The 22,682-nt window shown below is 41.7% G+C and carries 16 protein-coding genes and 2 tRNA genes; 9 read left to right on the plus strand and 9 right to left on the minus strand.

Going from position 1 to position 22,682, the window contains the following annotated elements; translation table 11 throughout:
* Nucleotides 1–5 precede the first annotated feature (5 nt).
* The 7 genes from miaA to orn form a co-directional block, all read right to left on the minus strand.
* Entirely contained in the window at nucleotides 6–941 is a 936-nt protein-coding gene (gene miaA, locus BKK52_RS03490; protein WP_077477911.1) for a tRNA (adenosine(37)-N6)-dimethylallyltransferase MiaA, read from the minus strand.
* On the minus strand, nucleotides 942–2,846 hold the full coding sequence (mutL, locus tag BKK52_RS03495; protein ID WP_077477913.1) for a DNA mismatch repair endonuclease MutL: 1,905 nt from the start codon (nucleotides 2,844–2,846) through the stop codon (nucleotides 942–944).
* On the minus strand, nucleotides 2,846–4,378 hold the full coding sequence (locus tag BKK52_RS03500; RefSeq protein ID WP_077477915.1) for an N-acetylmuramoyl-L-alanine amidase: 1,533 nt from the start codon (nucleotides 4,376–4,378) through the stop codon (nucleotides 2,846–2,848). The genes mutL and BKK52_RS03500 overlap by 1 nt, the downstream gene beginning before the upstream one ends.
* Before the next feature lie 18 nt (nucleotides 4,379–4,396).
* On the minus strand, nucleotides 4,397–4,867 hold the full coding sequence (gene tsaE, locus BKK52_RS03505; RefSeq protein ID WP_077477917.1) for a tRNA (adenosine(37)-N6)-threonylcarbamoyltransferase complex ATPase subunit type 1 TsaE: 471 nt from the start codon (nucleotides 4,865–4,867) through the stop codon (nucleotides 4,397–4,399).
* A 158-nt stretch (nucleotides 4,868–5,025) separates the two neighbouring features.
* Nucleotides 5,026–5,101: transfer RNA gene (locus BKK52_RS03510), tRNA-Gly, on the minus strand.
* 14 nt (nucleotides 5,102–5,115) lie between these two features.
* A tRNA-Gly gene (locus BKK52_RS03515) sits at nucleotides 5,116–5,191 on the minus strand.
* Nucleotides 5,192–5,284: 93 nt separating this feature from the next.
* Nucleotides 5,285–5,833, minus strand: coding sequence for an oligoribonuclease (gene orn, locus BKK52_RS03520; protein ID WP_077414162.1), 549 nt, complete (start codon nucleotides 5,831–5,833; stop codon nucleotides 5,285–5,287).
* A gap of 70 nt (nucleotides 5,834–5,903) precedes the next feature.
* Here orn and rsgA point away from each other — a divergent pair, with 70 nt between their 5' ends.
* The 9 genes from rsgA to BKK52_RS03565 all read left to right on the plus strand — a co-directional run bounded on the left by rsgA (nucleotide 5,904) and on the right by BKK52_RS03565 (nucleotide 18,671).
* Nucleotides 5,904–6,944 (plus strand): small ribosomal subunit biogenesis GTPase RsgA, encoded by a 1,041-nt coding sequence (rsgA, locus tag BKK52_RS03525; protein ID WP_077477919.1) that lies wholly within the window; start codon nucleotides 5,904–5,906, stop codon nucleotides 6,942–6,944.
* 279 nt (nucleotides 6,945–7,223) lie between these two features.
* Nucleotides 7,224–8,186 (plus strand): TAXI family TRAP transporter solute-binding subunit, encoded by a 963-nt coding sequence (locus BKK52_RS03530; protein WP_077419780.1) that lies wholly within the window; start codon nucleotides 7,224–7,226, stop codon nucleotides 8,184–8,186.
* Between the two features lie 100 nt (nucleotides 8,187–8,286).
* Nucleotides 8,287–10,920, plus strand: coding sequence for a TRAP transporter permease (locus tag BKK52_RS03535; protein ID WP_077419779.1), 2,634 nt, complete (start codon nucleotides 8,287–8,289; stop codon nucleotides 10,918–10,920).
* Between the two features lie 42 nt (nucleotides 10,921–10,962).
* The gene (locus tag BKK52_RS03540) at nucleotides 10,963–11,385 is read left to right on the plus strand and encodes a universal stress protein (protein ID WP_077419778.1); all 423 of its coding nucleotides are present in this window, start codon (nucleotides 10,963–10,965) and stop codon (nucleotides 11,383–11,385) included.
* Between the two features lie 212 nt (nucleotides 11,386–11,597).
* Complete coding sequence (gene ptsH, locus BKK52_RS03545) at nucleotides 11,598–11,855, plus strand: phosphocarrier protein Hpr (RefSeq protein WP_077414172.1); 258 nt, start codon at nucleotides 11,598–11,600, stop codon at nucleotides 11,853–11,855.
* Between the two features lie 102 nt (nucleotides 11,856–11,957).
* The gene (gene ptsI / locus BKK52_RS03550; protein WP_077477921.1) at nucleotides 11,958–13,685 is read left to right on the plus strand and encodes a phosphoenolpyruvate-protein phosphotransferase PtsI; all 1,728 of its coding nucleotides are present in this window, start codon (nucleotides 11,958–11,960) and stop codon (nucleotides 13,683–13,685) included.
* Nucleotides 13,686–13,744: 59 nt separating this feature from the next.
* Nucleotides 13,745–14,245, plus strand: coding sequence for a PTS glucose transporter subunit IIA (crr, locus tag BKK52_RS03555; RefSeq protein ID WP_077414176.1), 501 nt, complete (start codon nucleotides 13,745–13,747; stop codon nucleotides 14,243–14,245).
* A gap of 57 nt (nucleotides 14,246–14,302) precedes the next feature.
* Nucleotides 14,303–15,502: a mannose-6-phosphate isomerase, class I gene (gene manA, locus BKK52_RS03560; RefSeq protein WP_077419775.1), complete on the plus strand. Its 1,200-nt coding sequence runs from the start codon at nucleotides 14,303–14,305 to the stop codon at nucleotides 15,500–15,502.
* Between the two features lie 121 nt (nucleotides 15,503–15,623).
* Nucleotides 15,624–18,671, plus strand: a complete 3,048-nt coding sequence (locus tag BKK52_RS03565; protein ID WP_077477923.1) for a glycoside hydrolase family 2 TIM barrel-domain containing protein — start codon at nucleotides 15,624–15,626, stop codon at nucleotides 18,669–18,671.
* Between the two features lie 63 nt (nucleotides 18,672–18,734).
* On the opposite strand, the gene BKK52_RS03570 is transcribed toward BKK52_RS03565, so the two are convergent.
* Both BKK52_RS03570 and acnB read right to left on the minus strand, forming a co-directional pair.
* Entirely contained in the window at nucleotides 18,735–20,009 is a 1,275-nt protein-coding gene (locus BKK52_RS03570; RefSeq protein ID WP_077477925.1) for a citrate synthase, read from the minus strand.
* A 27-nt stretch (nucleotides 20,010–20,036) separates the two neighbouring features.
* Nucleotides 20,037–22,640 carry a bifunctional aconitate hydratase 2/2-methylisocitrate dehydratase gene (gene acnB / locus BKK52_RS03575; RefSeq protein ID WP_077477927.1) on the minus strand — a complete coding sequence of 868 codons (2,604 nt, stop codon included), beginning with the start codon at nucleotides 22,638–22,640 and terminating at the stop codon, nucleotides 20,037–20,039.
* Between the last annotated feature and the right edge of the window lie 42 nt (nucleotides 22,641–22,682).

Here is a 22,682-nt window from a genome sequence, read left to right on the forward strand (position 1 = left end):
TTTTGCTAACTCTTTATCTGTGCTTCGATTTGGCGTAACACCGTTTCTTTGGCTTGGGTAGGATTGAGACTATCTAACCATTGAACCGGTGTTTTCCAGCCCCGTAACCAAGTGATTTGGCGTTTGGCGAGTTGGCGGGTGGCGCAAATACCACGAAATACCATTTCATCGTGCTCATATTTGCCTTGCAAATAGTCCCACATTTGGCGATAGCCCACGCAGCGGATAGAAGGTAAATCCGCTGTGAGATCGCCTCGTGCATAGAGTTTTTCCACTTCTTGTTGAAAACCCAATTCAATCATTTTATGAAAACGTTGTTCTATTCGATTATGCAAAATATGGCGATCTTCAGGGGCAATGGCAAATTGCATGATCTCATAGGGTAGGGTTTCGCCCTTTTGTTCAGTCAACTCAGTGAGGGATTTTCCCGTAATATAGAAAACTTCTAAGGCTCGATTGATGCGCTGACTATCATTAGGATTGATGCGTTGTGCAGAAATCGGATCAATTTTTGCCAGTTCATGGTGCAGCATCGCCCAACCTTGCTGTGCGGCTTTTTGTTCAATCTCGGCACGGATTGCTTCATCTGCTGAGGGTAAAGGGGATAACCCTTCAAGTAAGGCTTTGTAGTAGAGCATAGTGCCACCCACAAGCAGAGGGATTTTGCCCTGTGAGGTAATGTCTGCCATTTCCTGTAAGGCATCTTCACGAAAATTCATGGCGGAATAGCTTTCCGCCGGATCTAAAATATCAATGAGGCGGTGGGGAGCTAAAGCCAATTCTTCTTTGGAGGGTTTTGCCGTGCCAATGTCCATTCCTTTATAAATTAAGGCGGAATCCACGCTAATGATTTCCACCGGCAACTGTTGACGCAGTTGAATGGCTAAATCCGTTTTACCGGAGGCGGTAGGCCCCATTAAAAAAATTGCAGTTGGTTTCATTTAGAGTTCGTCTAATAAAGGTTGCCAATTTATCGGCTTGAGTAATTGGTTAAATTCATCCCGATTGTCGTTATTGAGCAAGCGTTCCACCTCGCTTAATAATTTAACCGCATCGGCAAATACGTTGAACACTTTGCTTTCTAACTTTGTGCAAAGTGCGGTCAAAAATGGGGGGGAATTTTCAGTTTCGTTGAGTAATCCCATCACGCATTTTTGTAAGTTTTGTGTGCGTAATATCAGCGGTACTCGATTGAGGGTTAGGCGTAGTTGGGCTTTGTTTCCGATAAATTCAAAACCAACTTGTGCAAAATCTTCCGCTTTTTTTTCCCATTCGTTAAATTGCTTTTCCGTTAGACGAAATACGATAGGGATCAATAAAGGTTGTTGCTCAATTTGGGATTGCTGTAAAGCCAGTTTCCATTGCAAATGTTGTAATTTTTCCAAAGAAAGCAAAAAATAATCTTGGTTTTGTTGGAGTAATAACGCTCGGTTTTCTATGAGCGATAAGGCACGCAAATGTGATGGATTGTCGCTTATCTCTGTTGGCACAATGATTGATGGCGGTGTAGGTTTTGTCGTTTTTTCATCATGTTGTGTCGCACCCAATAGTTCGCCATAGAGTTTCTGCTCGGTTTTGCTTGGCTGTTCGGCACGATAATTTTCCCGATAATCACGATATCCTTGATGTGATGAAGGGATATTGTGGGCAGAAAAGTGCGGTAGATTTTGCGCTGATTTTGTCTCACTTTTTTCCATGGAAAAATTCGCTGCGAACATATTTTGCCCGGCTGCTGCACGATTGGGCTTAGGAGCGTAATCCTTGTGATAAGTCGCAGCAGGCTCACGCACCACATTTTCTGAGCGATTTTCAACCGCACTTTCTTTTGGGTAGAGAAGTGGAATCGCCTGTTGGCTCTCTAATGCGTGACTTACCCCTTCATAAATGAAATCGTGAATAAGGCGTTGTTGATGAAAACGCACCTCGTGTTTGGTGGGGTGTACGTTCACATCCACCTCATGAGGATTGAGATCAATAAACAGCACAAAAGCCGGGTAGCTTTCGTTAGGTAAATGCGCTGCATAGGCTTGGCGAATGGCATGTGTAATGACTTTATCACGCACCATTCGTCCATTGATATAGCAATAACTCAGATCATTTTGTGTGCGGCTAAAGTTGGGGGTAGCAATCCAGCCGGAAAGGTGGAGATCATTGTGTTTCCAATCAATACGCAGTGCATGTTTGACAAATTCTTCCCCGCAAATGGCGGCTACCCGTTTGAGTTGTTGGGGAAGGTCGACAGCCGGACGATATTGACGAACCACTTTGCCATTGTGGGTGAGAGTGAAAGCGATATTAAATTTTGCCAGTGCAATGCGGCGAATGACTTCATCAATATGGGCAAATTCGGTTTTATCGGTTCGCAAAAATTTACGGCGGGCAGGGGTGTTGAAAAACAAATTCGCCACTTCTACTGTGGTGCCAACCGGGTGAGAGGCCGGCGTGATGGTCGTTTCCATATCACGCCCTTGGGCGTACACTTGCCATGCTTCGTTTTGTTCAGCCGTGCGTGAGGTGAGGGTTAAACGGGAAACGGCGCTGATACTCGCCAAGGCTTCGCCACGAAAGCCTAAACTTAAAATCGTTTCGAGATCTTCTAAATCGGCAATTTTACTGGTGGCGTGACGGGCAAGAGCGAGGCTTAATTCCGCTTTCGGGATACCGCTGCCATTGTCACGGATACGGATAAGCGTTGCGCCACCATTTTCAATATCCACTTGGATTTTATTGGCACCGGCATCCAAACTATTTTCAACCAATTCTTTCACTACCGAAGCAGGACGTTCCACCACTTCACCGGCGGCAATTTGGTTGGCAAGTTGGGGGGAAAGAATTTTAATCGCCATTATTTTTCCCTTAATTTAATTTTTTGACCGGTCACGACTTTACCGTTTTTTAATGTCGGGTTGAGTTTTAAAATTTGGTTTACCGGAATATTATACTCCCGTGAAACCGCATAAATTGTCTGATCTTTTTTGATGGTGTGATAGCGAGGAATATCCGCTTTTTTTCCATCAGTTTTACTATTTTTCTTCTCCTCTTTTTTATCGGTTTTTTTATTGTCTTTTTTATCTGCTGATTTTGTTGTTTTTTCCGTTTTTGGGGTTTTAGCTATTTTTTGATTTTTACCGTTATCCGGAACTTTAATCGTTTCCCCAATCCAGAGTTCTTTACGTTTTAATTTGTTAAGGGCAATAATATCCGCCACTTTGACCTCATATTTATTGGCAAGGCTGCCAATACTTTCGCCATTTTTCACTTTATGACGAATACCGCTGTCTTTAATTTCCCCCTTTGAGGATAAAGTGCGGCCGGTTTTTTCCGTGTTTTTTTCCTGTGCTTTTTTATCGGTAGAGGCGGTTTCTTCTGATTTTTTCTGTTTCCCATTATCCGGAATTTTAATGGTTTCACCCACCCAGAGTTCTTTTCGTTTCAAATTATTAAGTGCCACAATATCGGCGACTTTCACGTCATATTTATTGGCAAGGCTACCTAAACTTTCGCCATTTTTTACTTTATGGCGAATTAAGCTGTCCTTAATTTCCCCTTTTGAGGATAAAGTGCGGTTGGTTTTGTTGCTGTTTTCTTTATCGTTCTCTTCAAAAGCCACAATGGATTTCAAATTACCGTTACGATAAGCCACAAGCCCCTCATAAATCATATAAGCGATACGGCGGCGATAGGCCGGGGAATTGAGTTTTTGTTCTTCTTCGGCATTAGAAAGAAAACCCGTTTCCACTAAAACAGAAGGAATATCCGGTGAACGCAACACACCGAGGCTGGCATGTTGTGGCGTGTTGCGACTTAATGTCGTAATTTTTGAAAAGCGGCGTAAAATGTTTCTGCCTATTTCATAACCGGTACGCTGGCTATGGCCAAATTGCAGATCAAGCACCGTTTGATCTAAATATTTGTCGTTATTGTGAGAGAGAACCTTTCCCGCCCCGCCTAATAATTCAGAGCGTTTTTCATCATCTTCCAACCATTGCCCCATTTCATCATTGGCCCGGCGGTTTGAAAGCACCCAAACCGATGCCCCCCGTTGGCTTGGGTTTAGCGATGAGTCGGCATGAATGGAAACCAAATAATTGGCTTTAAATTTACGGGCGATTTCCGAACGTTCCGGTACGGAAATATAATAATCCCCGTTGCGGGTGAGAACGCCACGGAAATTAGGATCTTTATCTAATAAGGCTTTGAGTTCACGGGCAATAGAAAGGGTGACATTTTTTTCGTAAATACCAAGATTACGCCCGATAGCACCGGGGTCTTTCCCGCCATGACCGGGATCAATAGCGATGGTCCATGGTGCCGCCAAAAGGGGAGATGAAAAAACAGAGAGTATTATTCCTAAAAAAAATAAAAATTTTGTTTTCATGCTAAAACAGATAAAAAATTAACGTTGTTGAAGAATTTGTTCACCTAAATCATTTTGGGCGATTAATGTGATGTTTCTTGCATCATCATAATAATCAATATTGACTAATAAATCAGCCGGCGGAAGAATACCCGCCCCTTTTTCAGCCCACTCAATCAGGCAAATCGCCTCTTTGGCAAAATAATCCCGAATGCCCATAAATTCCAATTCTTCCGAGTCGGCAAGACGATACAAATCAAAATGATAAATCATTTTCCCGGCAATATTGTATTCTTCCACAAGGGTGTAAGTGGGGCTTTTTACCTTGCCTTGGAAACCTAAACCTTGCACCATACCTCGTGTGAGTGTGGTTTTGCCCGCACCTAAATCACCGTTTAAATATAATATAACGGCACGTTTAGCATGACAGCCTAAAATGGTTTCGGCCAATTTTTTGCCAAAACGCAACATCGTGGCTTCATCAGGAATATACTGGGTTAACGCATTCATGGATTGATGATTATTGAAGTCAAAAACAGGCTGAAATTCTACCGCACTTTTGCGTTTTTCGCTAAGGGGATTTTCCTGCTATTAGTGCTTATTTGATAAAAAATGTTCAGCATTTTATCAACAAAAAATCCATCGCCTTTCGGCAATGGATTAGAATTTGGAGCGGGAAACGAGGCTCGAACTCGCGACCCCAACCTTGGCAAGGTTGTGCTCTACCAACTGAGCTATTCCCGCAGAGAATGTAGGATTGGAGCGGGAAACGAGGCTCGAACTCGCGACCCCGACCTTGGCAAGGTCGTGCTCTACCAACTGAGCTATTCCCGCAGTTCACTTAAGTGAATGGAGTGGCATTATACGAATATTTTGATCCCTTGCAAGGGCAAATTGCTCAAAATCACTTGCCTGATTAAGTTTTCATCAATCTAATTGAATGAAATGATCTCGATAATAGGCGAGTTCTTTGATGGATTCACGAATATCATCTAGTGCTAAATGGGTATTCGCTTTTTTAAAACCTTCTAAAATTTCAGGTTTCCAGCGTGCTGCCAGTTCTTTTAAGGTGCTGACATCTAAATGACGGTAATGGAAATAATCAGCTAATTCCGGCATATATTGATAAAGAAAGCGTTTGTCCTGAGCGATACTGTTGCCACAAATCGGCGATGCCCCTTTGGGCACCCAGCGTTTTAAAAAATCCAAAGTTTGTAATTCGGCAGCCCGTTCGGTGAGTTTGCTGGCTTTTACCCGATCCACTAAACCGTTTTCTGTGTGGGTTTTAACACACCATTCTGACATTTTTCCTAATAATTCATCGCTTTGGTGAATGGCAAGCACAGGCCCTTCTGCCAAAATATTTAAGTTTTTATCGGTGACAATGGTGGCGATTTCAATAATCCGTTCTTTTTCCGGATTAAGCCCCGTCATTTCCAGATCAATCCAAATCAGATTTTGTTTATCTAATGGCATAATATAAGGTATCCTATGTAAAAATTTTTTCCATTCTATCAAAATCACAATAAAAAACGACCGCACTTTTATGGCTAAACGAAAACTGACCCGAAACCAAGCCCGCCGAATTGAATCCAACCATGCCCGCACTTTGCATCGTCATCATAAAAAAGACATTGAATGGCAAGATGATATGTTAGGGGAGTCGCAAGAAGGGATTGTGGTGACCCGTTATTCCGTGCATGCGGATGTGGAGAATACACAAGGAGAAATTTGCCGTTGTAATTTACGCCGTACCCTTTCAAGTTTGGTGGTGGGCGATCTCGTGATTTGGCGAAAAGGCAACGAGCAATTACAAGGGGTAAGTGGGGTTATAGAGGCGGTTCAGCCAAGAAAAAATGAAATTACCCGACCGGATTATTATGACGGTTTAAAACCTATTGCGGCAAATATTGATCGTATTATTATCGTCTCTGCGGTGTTACCCAGCCTTTCTCTTAATATTATTGATCGTTATCTTGTGGTGTGTGAAAACGCAGGAATTGAACCCATTATTGTGGTAAATAAAGCAGATCTTTTGACTTCCACACAAGAAAAAGAGGTGGAAGAGCAGTTAAGCATTTATCGCGATATTGGTTATCAAACGCTGATTATTTCTGCTCAAAATGGAAAAAATATGGAAAAATTGACCGCACTTTTTAGTGAGGGAACATCAATTTTGGTGGGGCAATCCGGTGTGGGGAAATCAAGCTTGATTAATCATATTTTCCCGGCGGTGAATGCACAAGTCGGGGCGCTGAGTGAAACCTCGGGACTGGGGCAACACACCACCACATCATCCCGCCTTTATCATTTACCGCAAGGGGGGAGTTTAATTGATTCGCCGGGCATTCGGGAGTTTGGTTTGTGGCATTTAGATAAAGATCAGATAACAAAGGGATATCGAGAGTTTCAATATGTTTTAGGCACCTGTAAATTCCGTGACTGCCAACATTTACATGACCCGGGTTGTGCATTGCGTGAGGCTGTGGAGAAGGGGCGGATTTCTCCGATACGTTATGAAAATTATCATAGACTTATTGAAAGCTTATCTGAAGCAAAATCGCAGCGGCATTTTTCGGTGGATTGATTAAGATTTAAACAGTGCTTGCTTATCCGCATCATCACGGGATTTTTGATTGATGGGCTGTAATTGATCTCCTTATACCAAAAAACAGAGCGAAATTGATAAAAATCAAGTGATCTCACTCCTCTTAAAATACGAATAAATGTAAATTTGTGAAAATTTCCTGAAGAAAACGTTTGCGTAACACAAAAATAGGCGTATATACTTAAATTGTGTTTCGGAGAAAATTCAAGATCCGTTTCCACTCCTTCCTTTCCACATTATAAATAAGAGGGCTTTTATATGAAAACATTATTAAAATTCTCGCTTGCGGCAACGCTTGCGATGAGTGCGGTATCTGTACAAGCGGAAGAAAAATTTATTACGATTGGTACCGGTGGTCAAACTGGGGTTTATTATGTGGTGGGGCAATCCATTTGCCAATTGGTAAACCGTGATACGGCAAAAACACAAATAAAATGTAATGCGCCTTCGACAGGGGCTTCGGTGGCGAATCTCAATGCTATTGCGGCTCACGAAATGGATATGGGAATTGCCCAATCGGATTGGCAATACCATGCTTACAATGGATCGAGTTCTTTTGAAAATAAGAAGAATGACAAATTGCGCGCAGTGTTTTCTATTCACCCTGAACCATTCACCGTAATGGCACGAGCGGATGCCAATATAGCAACTTTTGACGATTTGAAGGGTAAACGTGTAAATGTGGGCGATCCGGGATCCGGCACGCGCGCCACAATGAATGTTATTCTTGCGGCAAAAGGTTGGACGGATAAGGTCTTTAAAGTGGCTTCCGAACTTAAGCCTGCTGAAATGGCATCGGTAATGTGTGATAACAACTTAGAGGCCATTACCTATAACGTAGGGCACCCAAATGGTGCATTGAAAGAAGCCGCTGCTTCTTGTGATACCAAATTGGTTCCTGTTACCGGAGAGGCAATTGATAAATTGATTGCGGATCATAGTTACTACGCTAAAGCGGTGATTCCGGGCGGGTTATACAAGGGATCTGACGATCCGGTGGAAACCTTTGGGGTTTATGCCACACTTGTGACCTCATCGGATGTAGATGCGGATAAAGTCTATGCGGTGGTGAAAGCGGTGTTTGATAATTTTGATCGCTTTAAGCGGTTACACCCTGCCTTTGAGCATCTTAAAGCGGAAGATATGATAAAAAATGCCCTTTCCGCACCATTACACGAAGGGGCGGTGCGTTATTATAAAGAGCGTGGTTGGATTCAATAATTGATGAATCTGTGAGTTGATTAAATGGAAAATTGTAAGTTTGCGGTGAAGTAAGATTTGCAATTTTCCATTTTGATTTTTTTATTTCTTCGGGGGATTTATGTCCGAAAAAGTCAAGGCAGTTGATTATGATGAACTGCAAGATATGGTGGCATCGAATGATTCCGGTGGGCGAAATCCCAGTGGTTTTGCAAAAAAATTGATTATTTTGACCGCTCTTTTGTGGTCGTTATTCCAAATTTATTACACTTCACCTTTTCCTTTTTGGTTACAGGAAATGGTACGTAACGCAGGGATAGACTTAAACGTGGTGGTGGATGATACCAAAGCACGTTCGGTTCACCTCGCATTTGCCATATTTTTAGCCTATCTCTCTTTCCCTGCCTTTGCTACTTCGCCAAAATACCGTATTCCTTGGCAAGATTGGCTTTTTGCCACAGTTGGGGGATTTTTAGCCGCGTATTACATTTTTTTCTATGAGGGGCTTGTTACCCGATTTGGCGCACCGAATACGCAAGATATTATCGCAGGTTGCTTGGGATTGGTGCTGTTGCTTGAGGCATGTCGCCGTAGTTTGGGTTTACCTTTGGTAATTATTGCCATCGTCTTTTTACTTTATAATTACCTTGGGCAGTTTTTGCCGTCCGGCTGGATTATTAGCCACCGTTCAGGCTCGCTTTCGCAAATGATTAATCAGCAATGGATTACCACCGAAGGGGTATTTGGTGTTGCGTTAGGTGTTTCAACCAAATATGTCTTTTTGTTTGTGTTGTTTGGGGCATTGCTCGATAAAGCCGGGGCAGGAAACTACTTTATTAAAACCGCCTTTGCCTATCTTGGCCATTTAAGCGGTGGACCGGGCAAAGCCGCAGTGGTGTCTTCTGCATTAACGGGGCTGGTTTCGGGCTCTTCCATTGCTAACGTAGTGACCACAGGAACGTTTACAATCCCGATGATGAAACGTGTCGGGTTGAGTGCTGAGAAAGCCGGTGCTATAGAGGTTGCTTCTTCCGTTAATGGGCAAATTATGCCTCCTGTAATGGGGGCTGCGGCATTTTTAATGATTGAATATGTCAATATGCCCTATAGCCAGTTGATTACACACGCCTTTTTACCTGCTTTCATTTCCTATATTGCATTAGTGTATATTGTACATCTTGAAGCACAAAAAATGGGTTTACGTGGGTTAGCCCGTGTAGAACCTGTCAGCCCAATTCTCGTTACACTGTTAAAAATTGTGAGCTATGTGCTTGTGGTTACGGGGTTGGCTATTGCTGTCTATTATGGATTGGGTTGGATTAAAAATGTGATCCCGGATTTTGCATTTTTGATTGTCTGTGTCTTACTGGGCATCGTTTATTTAGGATTGATTCGCCGTGTTGCACAGTTTCCTGACTTAGAATTAGATGATCCGAATTCACCCGTGGCAACACTTCCTCGCCGTAAACCAACAGTCAATGCAGGCTTACATTTCTTACTACCGGTGGTAGTGCTAATGTGGTGTTTAATGGTGGAACAATTTTCACCGGGATTGTCGGCATTTTGGGGAACCTTAGCTCTTGCGGTCATTTTAATTACACAACGCCCGCTGTTGGGCTTTTTCCGTCAGGATCAGGGCGATCCTATTGCCTTGTTTAAACAAGGTGTACAAGAACTCCTTGATGGTTTGGAATCCGGTGCGCGTAATATGATCGGCATTGGTATTGCCACTGCAACGGCGGGGATCATCGTGGGGGTTGTCTCACTAACCGGTTTTGGGGTGCAACTTTCAGGCATCATTGAAATGCTTTCCATGGGTAACATCTTGCTGATGTTAATTCTTGTGGCTATCTTTAGTTTAATTTTGGGAATGGGCTTGCCGACTACGGCAAACTATATTGTGGTCTCTTCGTTGATGGCGATCGTTATCGTTGAAGTGGGCAGACAAAACGGTTTAATTGTGCCACTGATTGCCGTGCATTTGTTCGTATTTTATTTTGGAATTATGGCTGATGTTACCCCCCCTGTCGGGTTAGCTTCTTTTGCAGCAGCAGCGATCTCAGGCGGTAGTCCGATTAAAACAGGGGTACAAGCATTTTATTACAGTATGAGAACGGTAATTTTACCCTTCCTGTTTATTTTTAATACCGATCTTTTACTCATTGATATTGGTTGGCAAAAAGGAATTTTAGTCTTTATCAGTGCGACGGCCGGGATTTTGATTTTCACGGCGGCAACAATGGGCTATTTCCAAACAAAAAATAAATTATGGGAAAGTGCCATTCTTATATTGGCGGCATTGATGCTGTTCCGCCCCGGAATTTTTATGGAACGCATCTCACCTACATCAAGGTATATTGAGCCTGTAAAAATCACCCAAGAAATCGCGAATGTTGATGTGGGAAATCCGTTGAAAATTAAAGTGTCAGGCTTAAACCCTTACGGAAAAGCCATTGAATTTTACTCACAACTGAGCGTACCGGCTGGGGAAACGGGTGAGGAACGTATTAAAGCTCTTGGTTTAACCTTGCTTGATACGGGGGAAACGATTGAGATTGATGGCACACCAACGGCGAAAATCTTAATTGATAATGTTGAGCTAGACTCGCCTGCCGCTAAGGTTGGATTAAATTGGGATCAAACCATTCTTGAGGTTTCGGTGCCGAAAAATGCATTACCAAAAGAGTTAATGTTTATTCCTGCTTTCTTAATGGTATTTTTTGTGGTTTGGCAGCAACGTCGCCGGATGAAATAACGCATTGCCCCGGCAATGGGGCAGTTTAACCAGAGAGGTTATATGTACAATAATTTATTATTAGTGATTGATTTAAATAATCCGACAACGGCAAAAACCGTAGTGGATAACGCTCTGCAATTGACGGCTAATAATCCTAAGGCAGTGTATCGGGTCGTTACGATTGTCGAACCTGTTGATGATAGTTTTATTTCTGCTTTTTTACCGAAAAACTTCGATAAATCTTTGATAGAAGAAGTTAAAAATGCCCTACACCATTTTACCGAAGCGCATTTCCCTCCAAGTGCAAAAGTGCAACATATCGTCGCACACGGCACCATTTATGAGGAAATTATACGGATTGCTGAAGAAAAAGCAGTGGATTTAATTGTCATGCTTGCAAGCAGCAAACCCTCTGTTCAATTTAGCAATAATACCCGTCGGGTTGCCAAATATGGTAAAAAGCCGATGTTGATCTTGAAATAGTCTCAATGGATGGAATCGGGTTTTGCCGGATTGCTACTTAATTAAGTGCAAAGCAATACAACGGAGGCGGTATCGCTTTTTTATGATTTAACTCAACTTTTTTTGCCTTTTTCCTTGATTATTTCTCCTTTAACAAGGATACTATCGGCAATTTAAAAAGATTGAATCTAATAGGTTTTAAATTAAACAATTATTAAAATAGAGGTAACATTATGTTTTCAAAAGACGTAGAAATTACAGCCCCTAATGGTTTACATACTCGCCCAGCAGCGCAGTTTGTAAAAGAAGCAAAAGCTTTCGCTTCTGATATTACTGTGACATCAGCTGGGAAAAGTGCGAGTGCAAAGAGCTTGTTTAAATTACAAACTTTAGGTTTAACACAAGGAACAGTTATCACTATCTCTGCAGAAGGTGAAGACGAGCAACAAGCTGTTGAGCATTTAGTAGCCTTAATTCCTACTTTAGAATAATTTTGAGTATAGCCATAAAATCCGTTCTAAGTTTACTTTGGTAAGTGCGGTATTTTATGGCTGTTTTTTGTTTAATTCCTTGTAAAATTTCGGAAGGTAAACATGATTTCAGGTATCCCCGCATCCCCCGGTATTGTTTTTGGTAAGGCATTAGTTCTTAAAGAAGAAAAAATCGTTCTTGATACGACAAAAATTACCGATGACCAAATTGATACTGAAGTAGCGCGTTTTTATGAAGGTCGCAATGCAGCAGTTGAGCAATTAAATTCCATCAAAGATCGTGCGTTTGCTTCGTTAGGAGAAGAAAAAGCAGCAATTTTTGAAGGTCACTTAATGATTCTTGAAGATGAAGAACTTGAAGAAGAAATTATTGACTATTTGCGTTCGCATAAGGTGAATGCCGGTGTGGCTGCAAGTAAAATCATTGATCAACAAGTGGCTATGCTGTCTGAAATTGATGATGAATATTTGAAAGAACGTGCCGGTGATATTCGTGATATCGGTAATCGTTTAATCAAAAATATTTTAGGGATGAATATTATTGATTTAGGCGATATTAATGAAGAATCCATCCTGGTTGCTTATGATTTAACTCCATCGGAAACAGCGCAATTAAATCTTGATAAAGTCCTTGGTTTTATTACCGATATTGGCGGACGCACCTCCCATACTTCTATTATGGCTCGTTCTTTGGAATTACCGGCAATTGTTGGTACCAACAATGTGACAGAACAAGTCAATACCGGTGATTTCCTGATTCTTGATGCGGTCAATAATGCGGTTTATGTTAATCCAACCCAAGTCCAAATTGATGAATTAAAGGCTTTAGAAGCAAAATTGGCGGAAGAAAAAGCCGAATTGGCAAAATTGAAAGATCTTCCGGCTGTGACCTTAGACAATCATAAGGTTGAGGTGGTCGCCAACATTGGTACGATTCGTGATTGCGAGGGTGCCAATCGTAATGGTGCAGAAGGTGTGGGCTTATATCGCACAGAGTTCCTCTTTATGGATCGTGATCAACTTCCAACTGAAGAAGAACAATTTATTGCGTATAAAGAAGTAGTCGAAGCAATGGCTGGGCGATTGGTTGTGCTTCGTACGATGGATATTGGCGGTGATAAAGATTTACCGTATTTAGATCTTCCAAAAGAAATGAACCCGTTCCTTGGATGGCGTGCAATTCGTATTGCATTGGATCGTCGTGAAATTCTTCACGCCCAATTACGAGCGGTGTTGCGAGCCTCTGCCTTTGGTAAATTAGCTGTAATGTTCCCGATGATTATTTCGGTGGAAGAAATTCGTGAATTAAAATCTGTGATTGAAACCTTGAAAGCAGAATTGCGTGCAGAAGGTAAAGCATTTGATGAAAATATTCAAATTGGTGTGATGGTGGAAACCCCGTCTGCTGCGGTCAATGCGAAATTCTTAGCGAAAGAAGTGGATTTCTTCAGTATCGGTACGAATGATTTGACACAATATACCCTAGCGGTGGATCGTGGTAATGAATTAATTTCTCATCTTTACAATCCAATGCAACCTTCGGTACTTGGTTTAATTAAACAGGTTATTGATGCTTCCCATGCAGAAGGGAAATGGACGGGTATGTGTGGTGAATTAGCCGGTGATGAGCGTGCAACCTTGCTCTTATTAGGGATGGGATTAGATGAATTTAGTATGAGTGCAATTTCTGTTCCTCGTATTAAAAAGCTCATTCGTAGTGTGAATTTCCAAGATGTTAAAGGGCTTGCAGATAACGCATTGCAGAAACCAACCGCATCAGAAATTGAGCAATTAATTGAAGAATTTTTGTCAGAAAAAACACTAAACTAGATACAAAATTAGTGTTTTAAGCTAGAATATCAACCATATTTAATGGACAGGAGATGAAAATGGGTTTATTTGACAAGTTATTCGGTTCTAAAGAGAACAAATCGGTCGAAATTGAGGTTTACGCACCACTTTCCGGTGAGATTGTAAATATTGAAGATGTACCGGATGTTGTATTTTCCGAAAAAATTGTTGGCGATGGTGTCGCTATTCGTCCAACAGGCAATAAAATTGTAGCACCGATTGACGGTGTTATTGGCAAGATTTTTGAAACTAATCACGCTTTTTCAATGGAATCAAAAGAAGGGGTGGAATTATTCGTTCACTTTGGTATTGATACCGTTGAATTAAAAGGCGAGGGTTTTACCCGTGTTGCACAAGAAGGGCAATCTGTAAAACGTGGTGATACCGTCATTGAATTCGATCTTGAATTGCTTGAAGCGAAAGCAAAATCCGTATTAACACCGGTGGTGATTTCTAATATGGATGAAATCTCAAGCATTGAGAAAAAAACAGGCGAAGTGGTTGCCGGCGAATCCATGGTATTAAGTCTTAAAAAATAATTTTGTATAGAATGAAAAATCCGCCACAGTGCGGATTTTTTGTTTAGAGGGAAAAAAATGATTTATAAATTAATCGGTGCTCTACAACATTATGTTTGGGGTGGAGCGCATTATATTCCGCAATTGTTAAATTTTTCTACAGAAGAGAATCAACATTATGCCGAATGGTGGCTGGGGGCCCATCCTTCTGCGCCTGCGATCATTGAAGTTGAGGGGAAAAATTTAGCGCTGACAGCATTTTTACAGCAAAATCCAACGGTGCTGGGTGAGGAAAGTCGGGAAATTTTTGGTGAGACATTGCCCTATTTATTGAAGATTCTTGATGTGGCAAAGCCGCTTTCTATCCAATTACACCCCAGCAAACAACAAGCGGAAATCGGGTATGCTGCAGAAAATGAGCAAGGTATTGATTTAAAAGATCCGAAACGCACTTATAAAGATAATAATCATAAACCTGAAATGATGATTGCTTTGTCTGATTTCTGGTTATTACACGGTTTTAAAAAGAAAGAAAAAATCCTCTCAACATTGGCTGCGCGTCCCTCACTTGTATCATTGGTTGAAAAATTACGCACACAAGACCTCCACTCCTTTTATGCGAAAGTGATGAAAGCGGATCAAGCCCAATTATCTCAATGGCTTGTCCCGATTATTGAGCAAAATCGTGAAGCCTATTATGCAAATGAACTTACACCGGATAATCCCGATTATTGGGTGCTTTATACGATGGAAGCGATGGATATTTCACCGGAAAAATTAGATGCAGGGTTAGTCTGTTTTTATCTTTTCAACATTGTTCATCTGAAAAAAGGAGAAGGCATTTATCAAGAAGCAGGCATTCCACACGCTTATTTGCGTGGGCAAAATATTGAATTGATGGCCTGTTCCGATAACGTTATCCGTGGTGGTTTAACGCCCAAATATGTGGATATTCCGGAATTACTGAAAGTGGTGGATTGTCGTGAGGTTGAACCGCAGATTATCCCTGTTTCCCCTCATGATATGCGTGTCTTCACTTATTCCACCCCGGCAAAAGATTTCGCTTTGCAAAATATTCAATATGAATGTGGTGAAACCCATCGCCTTAAAATCCAAAGTGCAGGTATTTTAATGGTAATGAAAGGGCAAATTAATTTACGTTCGGAAACGACCGTACTTTCCCTTAAACAAGGCGAATCGGCCTTTATCACCTCTGGCTCTTCTTATGAAGTAGAAGGATTATCGGAAGGCTATACTGTCACCGCCAAACTGCCTTAATGAGCGAATAGCATAAAGGAGTATTGGATATTGTGATCACCCTCACAAAATCCAATATCCTTTCTGAATGGAAATTCAAATTCAGTTATAGTAAAGGCATCTTTTCTTTTTCGGAGTTGTTATGCCATTACCGAATTATTTCCAAGATCCCCAAATTCTTCATATTAATACCACACCCCATCATGCTTATTTCGTTCCTTTTGATTCCGTGGAAAGTGCGGTCAAAAATCAACGAGAATTTTCTGCCTTTTTCACGTTGCTAAATGGCGAATGGGATTTTGCATATTTTGATCGTTATGTGGATTTGCCGAAAGATTTTCTTTATTTTTCTTTTTCAGAAAAAATCCCGGTTCCCGCTAACTGGCAAAATCACGGTTATGATCATCACCATTATACGAATGTGAATTATCCTTTCCCTTTTGATCCGCCCTATGTTCCCATTGATAATCCCTGTGGGTTATATCATCGTATTTTTACGTTATTTCCAAATGCCCAAAAACGTTATTTGCTGAATTTTGAAGGGGTGGACAGCTGCTTATTTGTGTATGTGAATCGTCAGTTTGTGGGGTACAGTCAAATTAGTCATTGCACCAGTGAATTTGACGTGACCGATTTCCTAACGCATGGCGAAAATCATCTTCATATTGTGGTATTAAAATGGTGTGATGGCAGCTATTTGGAAGATCAGGATAAATTCCGTATGTCGGGGATTTTTCGTGATCTGTATTTGCTGGAACGGGAAAGCCATTATTTGCAGGATTTTTTTATTCGCACGGAACTTGCCGATGATTTCAAAAGTGCGGTCATTTCTGTGGAGGTTTCTTTTGTAGAAAAGGGGAAACCGGCAAAGTGTCGTGAAATTGCGTGGCAACTGACTGATCCGCAAGGTGAAATTTTGCTTTCTGCGGTGACAGAAAAGGGGCTTCATATCACTTTAAATGAAATTACTTTATGGAATGCGGAAAATCCTCAACTTTACACATTGCTCTTTCGTTATGGAAGCGAGGTAATTTGCCAAAAAATTGGTTTGCGTAAGATTGAAGTCAAAAATGGGGTAATGCGGTTTAACGGAGAGGCAATTAAATTTAAAGGGGTGAACCGTCATGATAGTGACCCGAAAACCGGTTATGTCGTCAGCCGTGAGCAAGCCTTACAAGATTTACGGTTAATGAAAGAACACAATTTCAATGCTATTCGTACTGCTCATTATCCCAATGCGCCTTGGTTCACCGAGCTTTGTGATGAATATGGCTTTTATGTGATGTCGGAAAGCGATATAGAATCTCACGGCACGAACGCAGTCTATGTGAAATCGCCTGAAAAGAGTATTTTGTTAGGCGTGAAAACCGAAATCAATCATGAGGCAATTCGTCAACAAACCATTGATAATTATTGTTATATAGCGCGCAGCCCCGAATTTAATGCCGCCATTTTAGACCGCACTTATGCCAATATTGAACGGGATAAAAACCGCACTTCGGTGGTTGTGTGGTCGCTGGGTAATGAAAGTGGCTATGGTGAGAATTTTGAGCAAGCTGCTGCTTGGGTGAAGCACCGTGATCCTAGCCGATTAGTGCATTATGAAAATGCCATTTTTCAACATTCTGAGCATCAAAATGATTTAACCCACCTTGATTTTCACAGTGAAATGTACACCGGGACAGAAGATTTAGCCGCTTATTTTGCCAATACGTCTCATACGAAGCCTTATTTATTCTGCGAATATCTTCATGCCATGGGCAATTCCTGTGGTGATGCGGAAGATTATTTCCAAGCAATGGCTGGTTATCCGGGGGCGGCAGGCGGTTTTGTGTGGGAATGGTGTAATCATTCCCCTTATTTGCTGCATTCCAAGCGGATGGGCTATGGTGGGGATTTTAATGATACCCCCAATGACGGCAATTTTTGTGCAGACGGTTTAGTCACGGCCGATCGCCAAGTGCAAAGCAATTTGCTGGAGCTCAAAAATGTACAACGTCCGCTTCGAGCTTTTTTAGATAAAGGTAAAGTGTGGCTAAAAAATAATTTGGATTTCACCGATGCACAAGAGCTTATCGCCATTCATTACCAAATCACTGAAAATTTACATCCTGTTCGTGAAGGCTATGTTGAGAACATCAAAATTGCGCCGAAATCGACCGCACTTTTTCCCCTTGATTTACCCAAAGTGGATAAAGCTCTTGGGCATATCACACTCACTTATTATCAAAAAATTGATCGTGGCTTAGTGACAAAAAATCATTGTCTAGGTTTCGATCAGCTTTGTTTTTCTTCCCAAAAAATGTTGCCTGTTCCTCAAATGAAGAAAGCAGAAGAGAGGATTTCTATTGAGGAAAATGCTCATCAGGTTTTGATTTCAGTGGGGACAATGGGTTATGAATTGGATAAACACCGAGGCATTATCACACAAATTTCCTGTAAGGGGCGACCTTGGCTTAACGCCCCTTTGGATTTTAATATTTGGCGGGCACCGTTGGATAATGATAGCCTGATTAAAGTCCATTGGTTGGCGGCCGGTTATCATCAGGCAATCACTCGAGCCTATGATTTTGTGATTGTTCAGCAAGAAAGTGTGGTGGAAATTAGAACGAAATGTGGGATGAATGCGGTGTCACGAGAACGCATTTTAACTCTTGATGTGATTTATCGCATTGACACACAGGGTGATCTTGCCATTAATATTCACGCCCAAAAACAACCGCACTTACCGTTTTTGCCCCGCTTTGGCGTTCGGTTTTTCTTAAAAGAGCACTTCCAACAAGCCGAATATATCGGCTATGGCGAAACGGAAAGTTATCTTGATAAACATCATGCAACGCAATTGGGTTGGTATCAAACGACACCAAAAGCTAATCATGTTCCCTATTTAAAACCGCAAGAGAATGGAAGCCATGTAGGTTGTCAATACTTTGCTATTAAAGGGGAGAGAGAGGGGTTTTCTATCCATTGTGATAAAACGTTCAGTTTTAATCTTTCACCTTATACGCAAGAAGAATTAAGCACGAAAAAACATAATGATGAACTGGAAGAAAGCGGCAGCACGATATTGTGTGTGGATTACAAAATGAGCGGAATCGGCTCTAATTCCTGTGGCCCAAGTTTAAATGAAAAGTATCGTTTAAATGAAACGCAGTGGGATTGGGAAATGCGCTTTTCGCCTTTTGAGTGACGATTAAAATGAAAAAAGTGCGGTTAAAATTAACCGCACTTTGAAGAAGTAAACGCTTCTCGCCTATTTTAAATGACGTTCTTGATGACCGGTATAAATTTGTCTTGGACGGACAATTTTTAGGTGTTCTTCGTTCATTTCTTTCCAGTTAGCAATCCAACCGACTGTTCTGCCTAGGGCAAAGATGACGGTAAACATTGACACTGGAATACCAATGGCTTTTAAAATAATGCCGGAATAGAAATCCACATTTGGATAGAGTTTGCGTTCAATAAAATAAGGATCGCTTAGCGCAATGCGTTCAAGCTCCATAGCGACTTCTAATAATGGCGTGTTAATGCCGAGTTCTTGTAAAACTTCGTGGCAGGTTTCACGCATCACTTTGGCACGAGGATCGTAGTTTTTATACACTCGGTGCCCAAACCCCATTAAGCGGAACGGATCATTTTTATCTTTCGCTTTGGCGATAAATTCCGGAATGCGATCTACTGTGCCGATTTCTTCTAACATTCTTACACAGGCCTCGTTCGCACCGCCATGGGAGGCTCCCCATAAAGAGGCAATTCCTGCTGCGATACAGGCAAAGGGATTTGAGCCTGAGGAGGCGACACTACGTACTGACGAGGTGGAGGCATTTTGTTCGTGATCAGCGTGTAAAGTAAAAATCCTATCCATAGCTCGTTCTAACACTGGGTTAACGACATAAGGTTCACAGGGGGTGGCGAACATCATATATAAGAAGTTACCCGCATAGGAGAGGTGATACTGTGGGTACATAAATGGGCGACCAATACTATATTTGTAGCACATTGCCGCTAAGGTTGGCATTTTTGCCAATAAGCGAATGGCTGTGCGATCAGTATCTTTGTCTGATTGGAAATCATCATTGTAGAATGCGGCTAATGCACTACTTGCCGCACACATGACCGCCATTGGATGGGAATCGCGACGGAAACCTTGGAATAAGCGGGTAAATTGATCGTTTACCATATAATGTGCGCAGATTTCTTTTTTGAACTCGGTGAGTTGTTCTTCTGTTGGCACTTCACCTTCTAATAATAGATATGCGGTATCAAGGTAGGTTTTATTGAAGGCTAATTCATCTATTGGATAGCCACGGTGTAATAAAATACCTTGAGTGCCGTCAATGTAGGTAATGCTGGATTCACAAAGTGCAGTAGAGGTTAATCCCTGATCGTAGGTAAATAAACCTTGTTTTTGCAAGGTTTCTACACCGATTGCATCATAGCCTAAAGTGCCTTGGTAAACTGGTAATGCAATTTTACGACCATCACTTAAATGAAGTTCTGCGGTTAAGGTTGGATGTAGGTTTGGCATATTAAGTCTCCTTTGTTTGTGTTTGCGCTATACTGCGGCTTGAAAAATCAAACCTTCAGCTTTGTTGAAATAGCCGTTGATTTGATCAAAATTCATATAGCGATAGGTATCGTCTTTATCCGTTTCAAGACTTTGCACATATTGCAAATATTCTTCCGGTGTCGGAATGCGACCCAGTAAAGCACAGATTGCTGAAAGCTCTGCTGAGGCGAGATAGACGAATGCCCCTTTGCCCATGCGATTCGGGAAGTTACGAGTGGATGTGGAAACTACGGTTGCACCATCTGCCACTCGAGCTTGGTTGCCCATACACAGTGAACAGCCCGGAACTTCAATGCGGGCTCCGCTTTTACCATAAATACTGTAATAACCTTCATCACTTAATAGATGTGCATCCATTTTAGTAGGGGGGGCAATCCATAGGCGGGTTGGGATCATTCCTTGGTGTTGATTGAGTAATTTACCGACGGCACGGAAATGTCCGATATTTGTCATACAAGATCCAATAAAGACTTCATCGACTTTATCGCCCTGTACCTCTGATAGTAAGCGGGCATCATCGGGATCATTTGGTGCACACACAATCGGTTCTTTAATATCGTTGAGGTTAATTTCAAGTATGGCAGCATATTCCGCATCTTTATCCGCTTCCAATAATTGTGGATTCGCAAGCCAATCTTGCATTGCTTTAATTCTGCGTTCAAGCGTAGTTTTATCGCCATAACCTTCGGCGATCATCCATTTCAGTAGCACAATATTAGAATTGAGGTATTCGATGATAGGTTCTTTATTGAGCTTGATACTACAAGCAGCCGCAGAACGCTCTGCAGAGGCATCAGAAATTTCAAAGGCTTGTTCTACTTTTAGATATTCTAACCCTTCAATTTCGAGGATTTTCCCAGAGAAAATATTTTTCTTACCGGCTTTTTCCACTGTGAGGAGGCCTTGTTGGATAGCGTAATAAGGGATAGCGTGGACTAAATCCCGCAGTGTAATACCCGGTTGCATTGTTCCTGTGAAACGAACGAGGACAGATTCTGGCATATCTAATGGCATAACACCTGTCGCAGCTGCAAATGCTACCAAACCAGAGCCTGCCGGAAAGGAAATACCAATTGGAAAACGGGTATGGGAATCACCTCCAGTACCGACTGTATCCGGCAATAACATTCGATTTAACCAAGAATGGATCACGCCATCTCCGGGGCGTAATGAAACGCCACCACGATTCATAATAAAATCTGGTAAGGAATGATGCGTGATTACATCAACCGGTTTGGGATAGGCGGCAGTATGACAGAAGGATTGCATCACGAGATCCGCAGAGAAACCCAAACAAGCTAAATCTTTTAATTCGTCACGGGTCATTGGTCCTGTTGTGTCTTGTGACCCTACACTTGTCATTCTTGGTTCGCAATATTGTCCGGCTCGAATGCCTTCTACACCACAAGCTCGCCCCACAATTTTTTGAGCCAGTGTAAAACCTTTATTATTTTCGTTAGAGACTTGTGGTTTTGCAAAAACATCACTTTCCGGTAGACCTAGCTCTACTCGGGCCTTGTGAGTTAAGCCCCGTCCGATAATCAATGGAATACGCCCACCTGCTCGTACTTCATCAAGCAATATATTTGTTTTAAGCTGAAATGTGGATAAAATTTCATCGGTATTATGCTTGCATACTTTACCTTCATAAGGGTAAATATCGATCACATCTCCCATATTAAGTTCACTTACATCAAGCTCAATGGGCAACGCACCGGCATCTTCCATAGTATTAAAGAAAATTGGGGCAATTTTTCCGCCAAGAACGACACCACCAGTACGTTTATTGGGTATATAAGGCATATTCTCGCCCATTAACCATAATACCGAATTAGTAGCGGATTTTCGTGAGGAACCCGTGCCGACAACATCACCTACGTAGACCAATGGGAAACCTTTTTGTTTTAGATTTTCAATTTGTTTCATTGGACCAATAACACCGGCTTCATCAGGTTCAATTCCTTCTCTTGGGTTTTTTAACATTGTTAATGCGTGTAATGGTATATCGGGGCGTGACCATGCATCTTGTGCCGGTGAAAGATCATCTGTATTTGTTTCACCGGAGACTTTAAATACGGTATAAGTTAATTTTTTAGCCGGTTGAGGTCTGGATAGAAACCATTCGGCATCTGCCCAAGATTGTAAAACCTGCTTGGCATAAGGATTGTCCTGTTTGACTTTTTGAGCAACATCGTAGAAGTTATCAAACATTAATAAGGTGTGAGATAAAGCCTTTGCTGCTAATGGTGCGAGTTCGTTAATTTCGAGTGCAGTGAGTAATGGCTCAATATTATAGCCTCCCTGCATAGTACCTAATAATTGCACCGCTTTTTGAGGTGAAATCAACGGTGATTGGGTTTTTCCCTTAACTAAATCTGCTAAAAAAGCCGCTTTTACATAGGCGGCTTCATCAACGCCTGTGGGAATGCGGCTTTCAAATAATTCAACTAATAGATCTTGATTTTCCTGAGGTGGTTTTTTTAGTAGCTCGATTAATTCGGCTGTTTGTTGAGCATTGAGCGGAAGGGGCGCAATACCTTGAGCTGCCCGTTGGTTAACGTGGGTTTGGTATTCAGTTAAAAACGACATAGGCGATCTCCGTCTGAATGAAAAATAATAGAAAGTGGTGAG

This window comes from Rodentibacter trehalosifermentans (genome assembly GCF_002000545.1).
Classification (GTDB): Bacteria; Pseudomonadota; Gammaproteobacteria; order Enterobacterales; family Pasteurellaceae; genus Rodentibacter; species Rodentibacter trehalosifermentans.

Coding starts and splice junctions, on each gene's coding strand:
- miaA (WP_077477911.1), bottom strand. CDS start 941: ATGAAACCAACTGCAATTTTTTTAATGGGGCCTACCGCCTCCGGTAAA.
- mutL (WP_077477913.1), bottom strand. CDS start 2,846: ATGGCGATTAAAATTCTTTCCCCCCAACTTGCCAACCAAATTGCCGCC.
- BKK52_RS03500 (WP_077477915.1), bottom strand. CDS start 4,378: ATGAAAACAAAATTTTTATTTTTTTTAGGAATAATACTCTCTGTTTTT.
- tsaE (WP_077477917.1), bottom strand. CDS start 4,867: ATGAATGCGTTAACCCAGTATATTCCTGATGAAGCCACGATGTTGCGT.
- orn (WP_077414162.1), bottom strand. CDS start 5,833: ATGCCATTAGATAAACAAAATCTGATTTGGATTGATCTGGAAATGACG.
- rsgA (WP_077477919.1), top strand. CDS start 5,904: ATGGCTAAACGAAAACTGACCCGAAACCAAGCCCGCCGAATTGAATCC.
- BKK52_RS03530 (WP_077419780.1), top strand. CDS start 7,224: ATGAAAACATTATTAAAATTCTCGCTTGCGGCAACGCTTGCGATGAGT.
- BKK52_RS03535 (WP_077419779.1), top strand. CDS start 8,287: ATGTCCGAAAAAGTCAAGGCAGTTGATTATGATGAACTGCAAGATATG.
- BKK52_RS03540 (WP_077419778.1), top strand. CDS start 10,963: ATGTACAATAATTTATTATTAGTGATTGATTTAAATAATCCGACAACG.
- ptsH (WP_077414172.1), top strand. CDS start 11,598: ATGTTTTCAAAAGACGTAGAAATTACAGCCCCTAATGGTTTACATACT.
- ptsI (WP_077477921.1), top strand. CDS start 11,958: ATGATTTCAGGTATCCCCGCATCCCCCGGTATTGTTTTTGGTAAGGCA.
- crr (WP_077414176.1), top strand. CDS start 13,745: ATGGGTTTATTTGACAAGTTATTCGGTTCTAAAGAGAACAAATCGGTC.
- manA (WP_077419775.1), top strand. CDS start 14,303: ATGATTTATAAATTAATCGGTGCTCTACAACATTATGTTTGGGGTGGA.
- BKK52_RS03565 (WP_077477923.1), top strand. CDS start 15,624: ATGCCATTACCGAATTATTTCCAAGATCCCCAAATTCTTCATATTAAT.
- BKK52_RS03570 (WP_077477925.1), bottom strand. CDS start 20,009: ATGCCAAACCTACATCCAACCTTAACCGCAGAACTTCATTTAAGTGAT.
- acnB (WP_077477927.1), bottom strand. CDS start 22,640: ATGTCGTTTTTAACTGAATACCAAACCCACGTTAACCAACGGGCAGCT.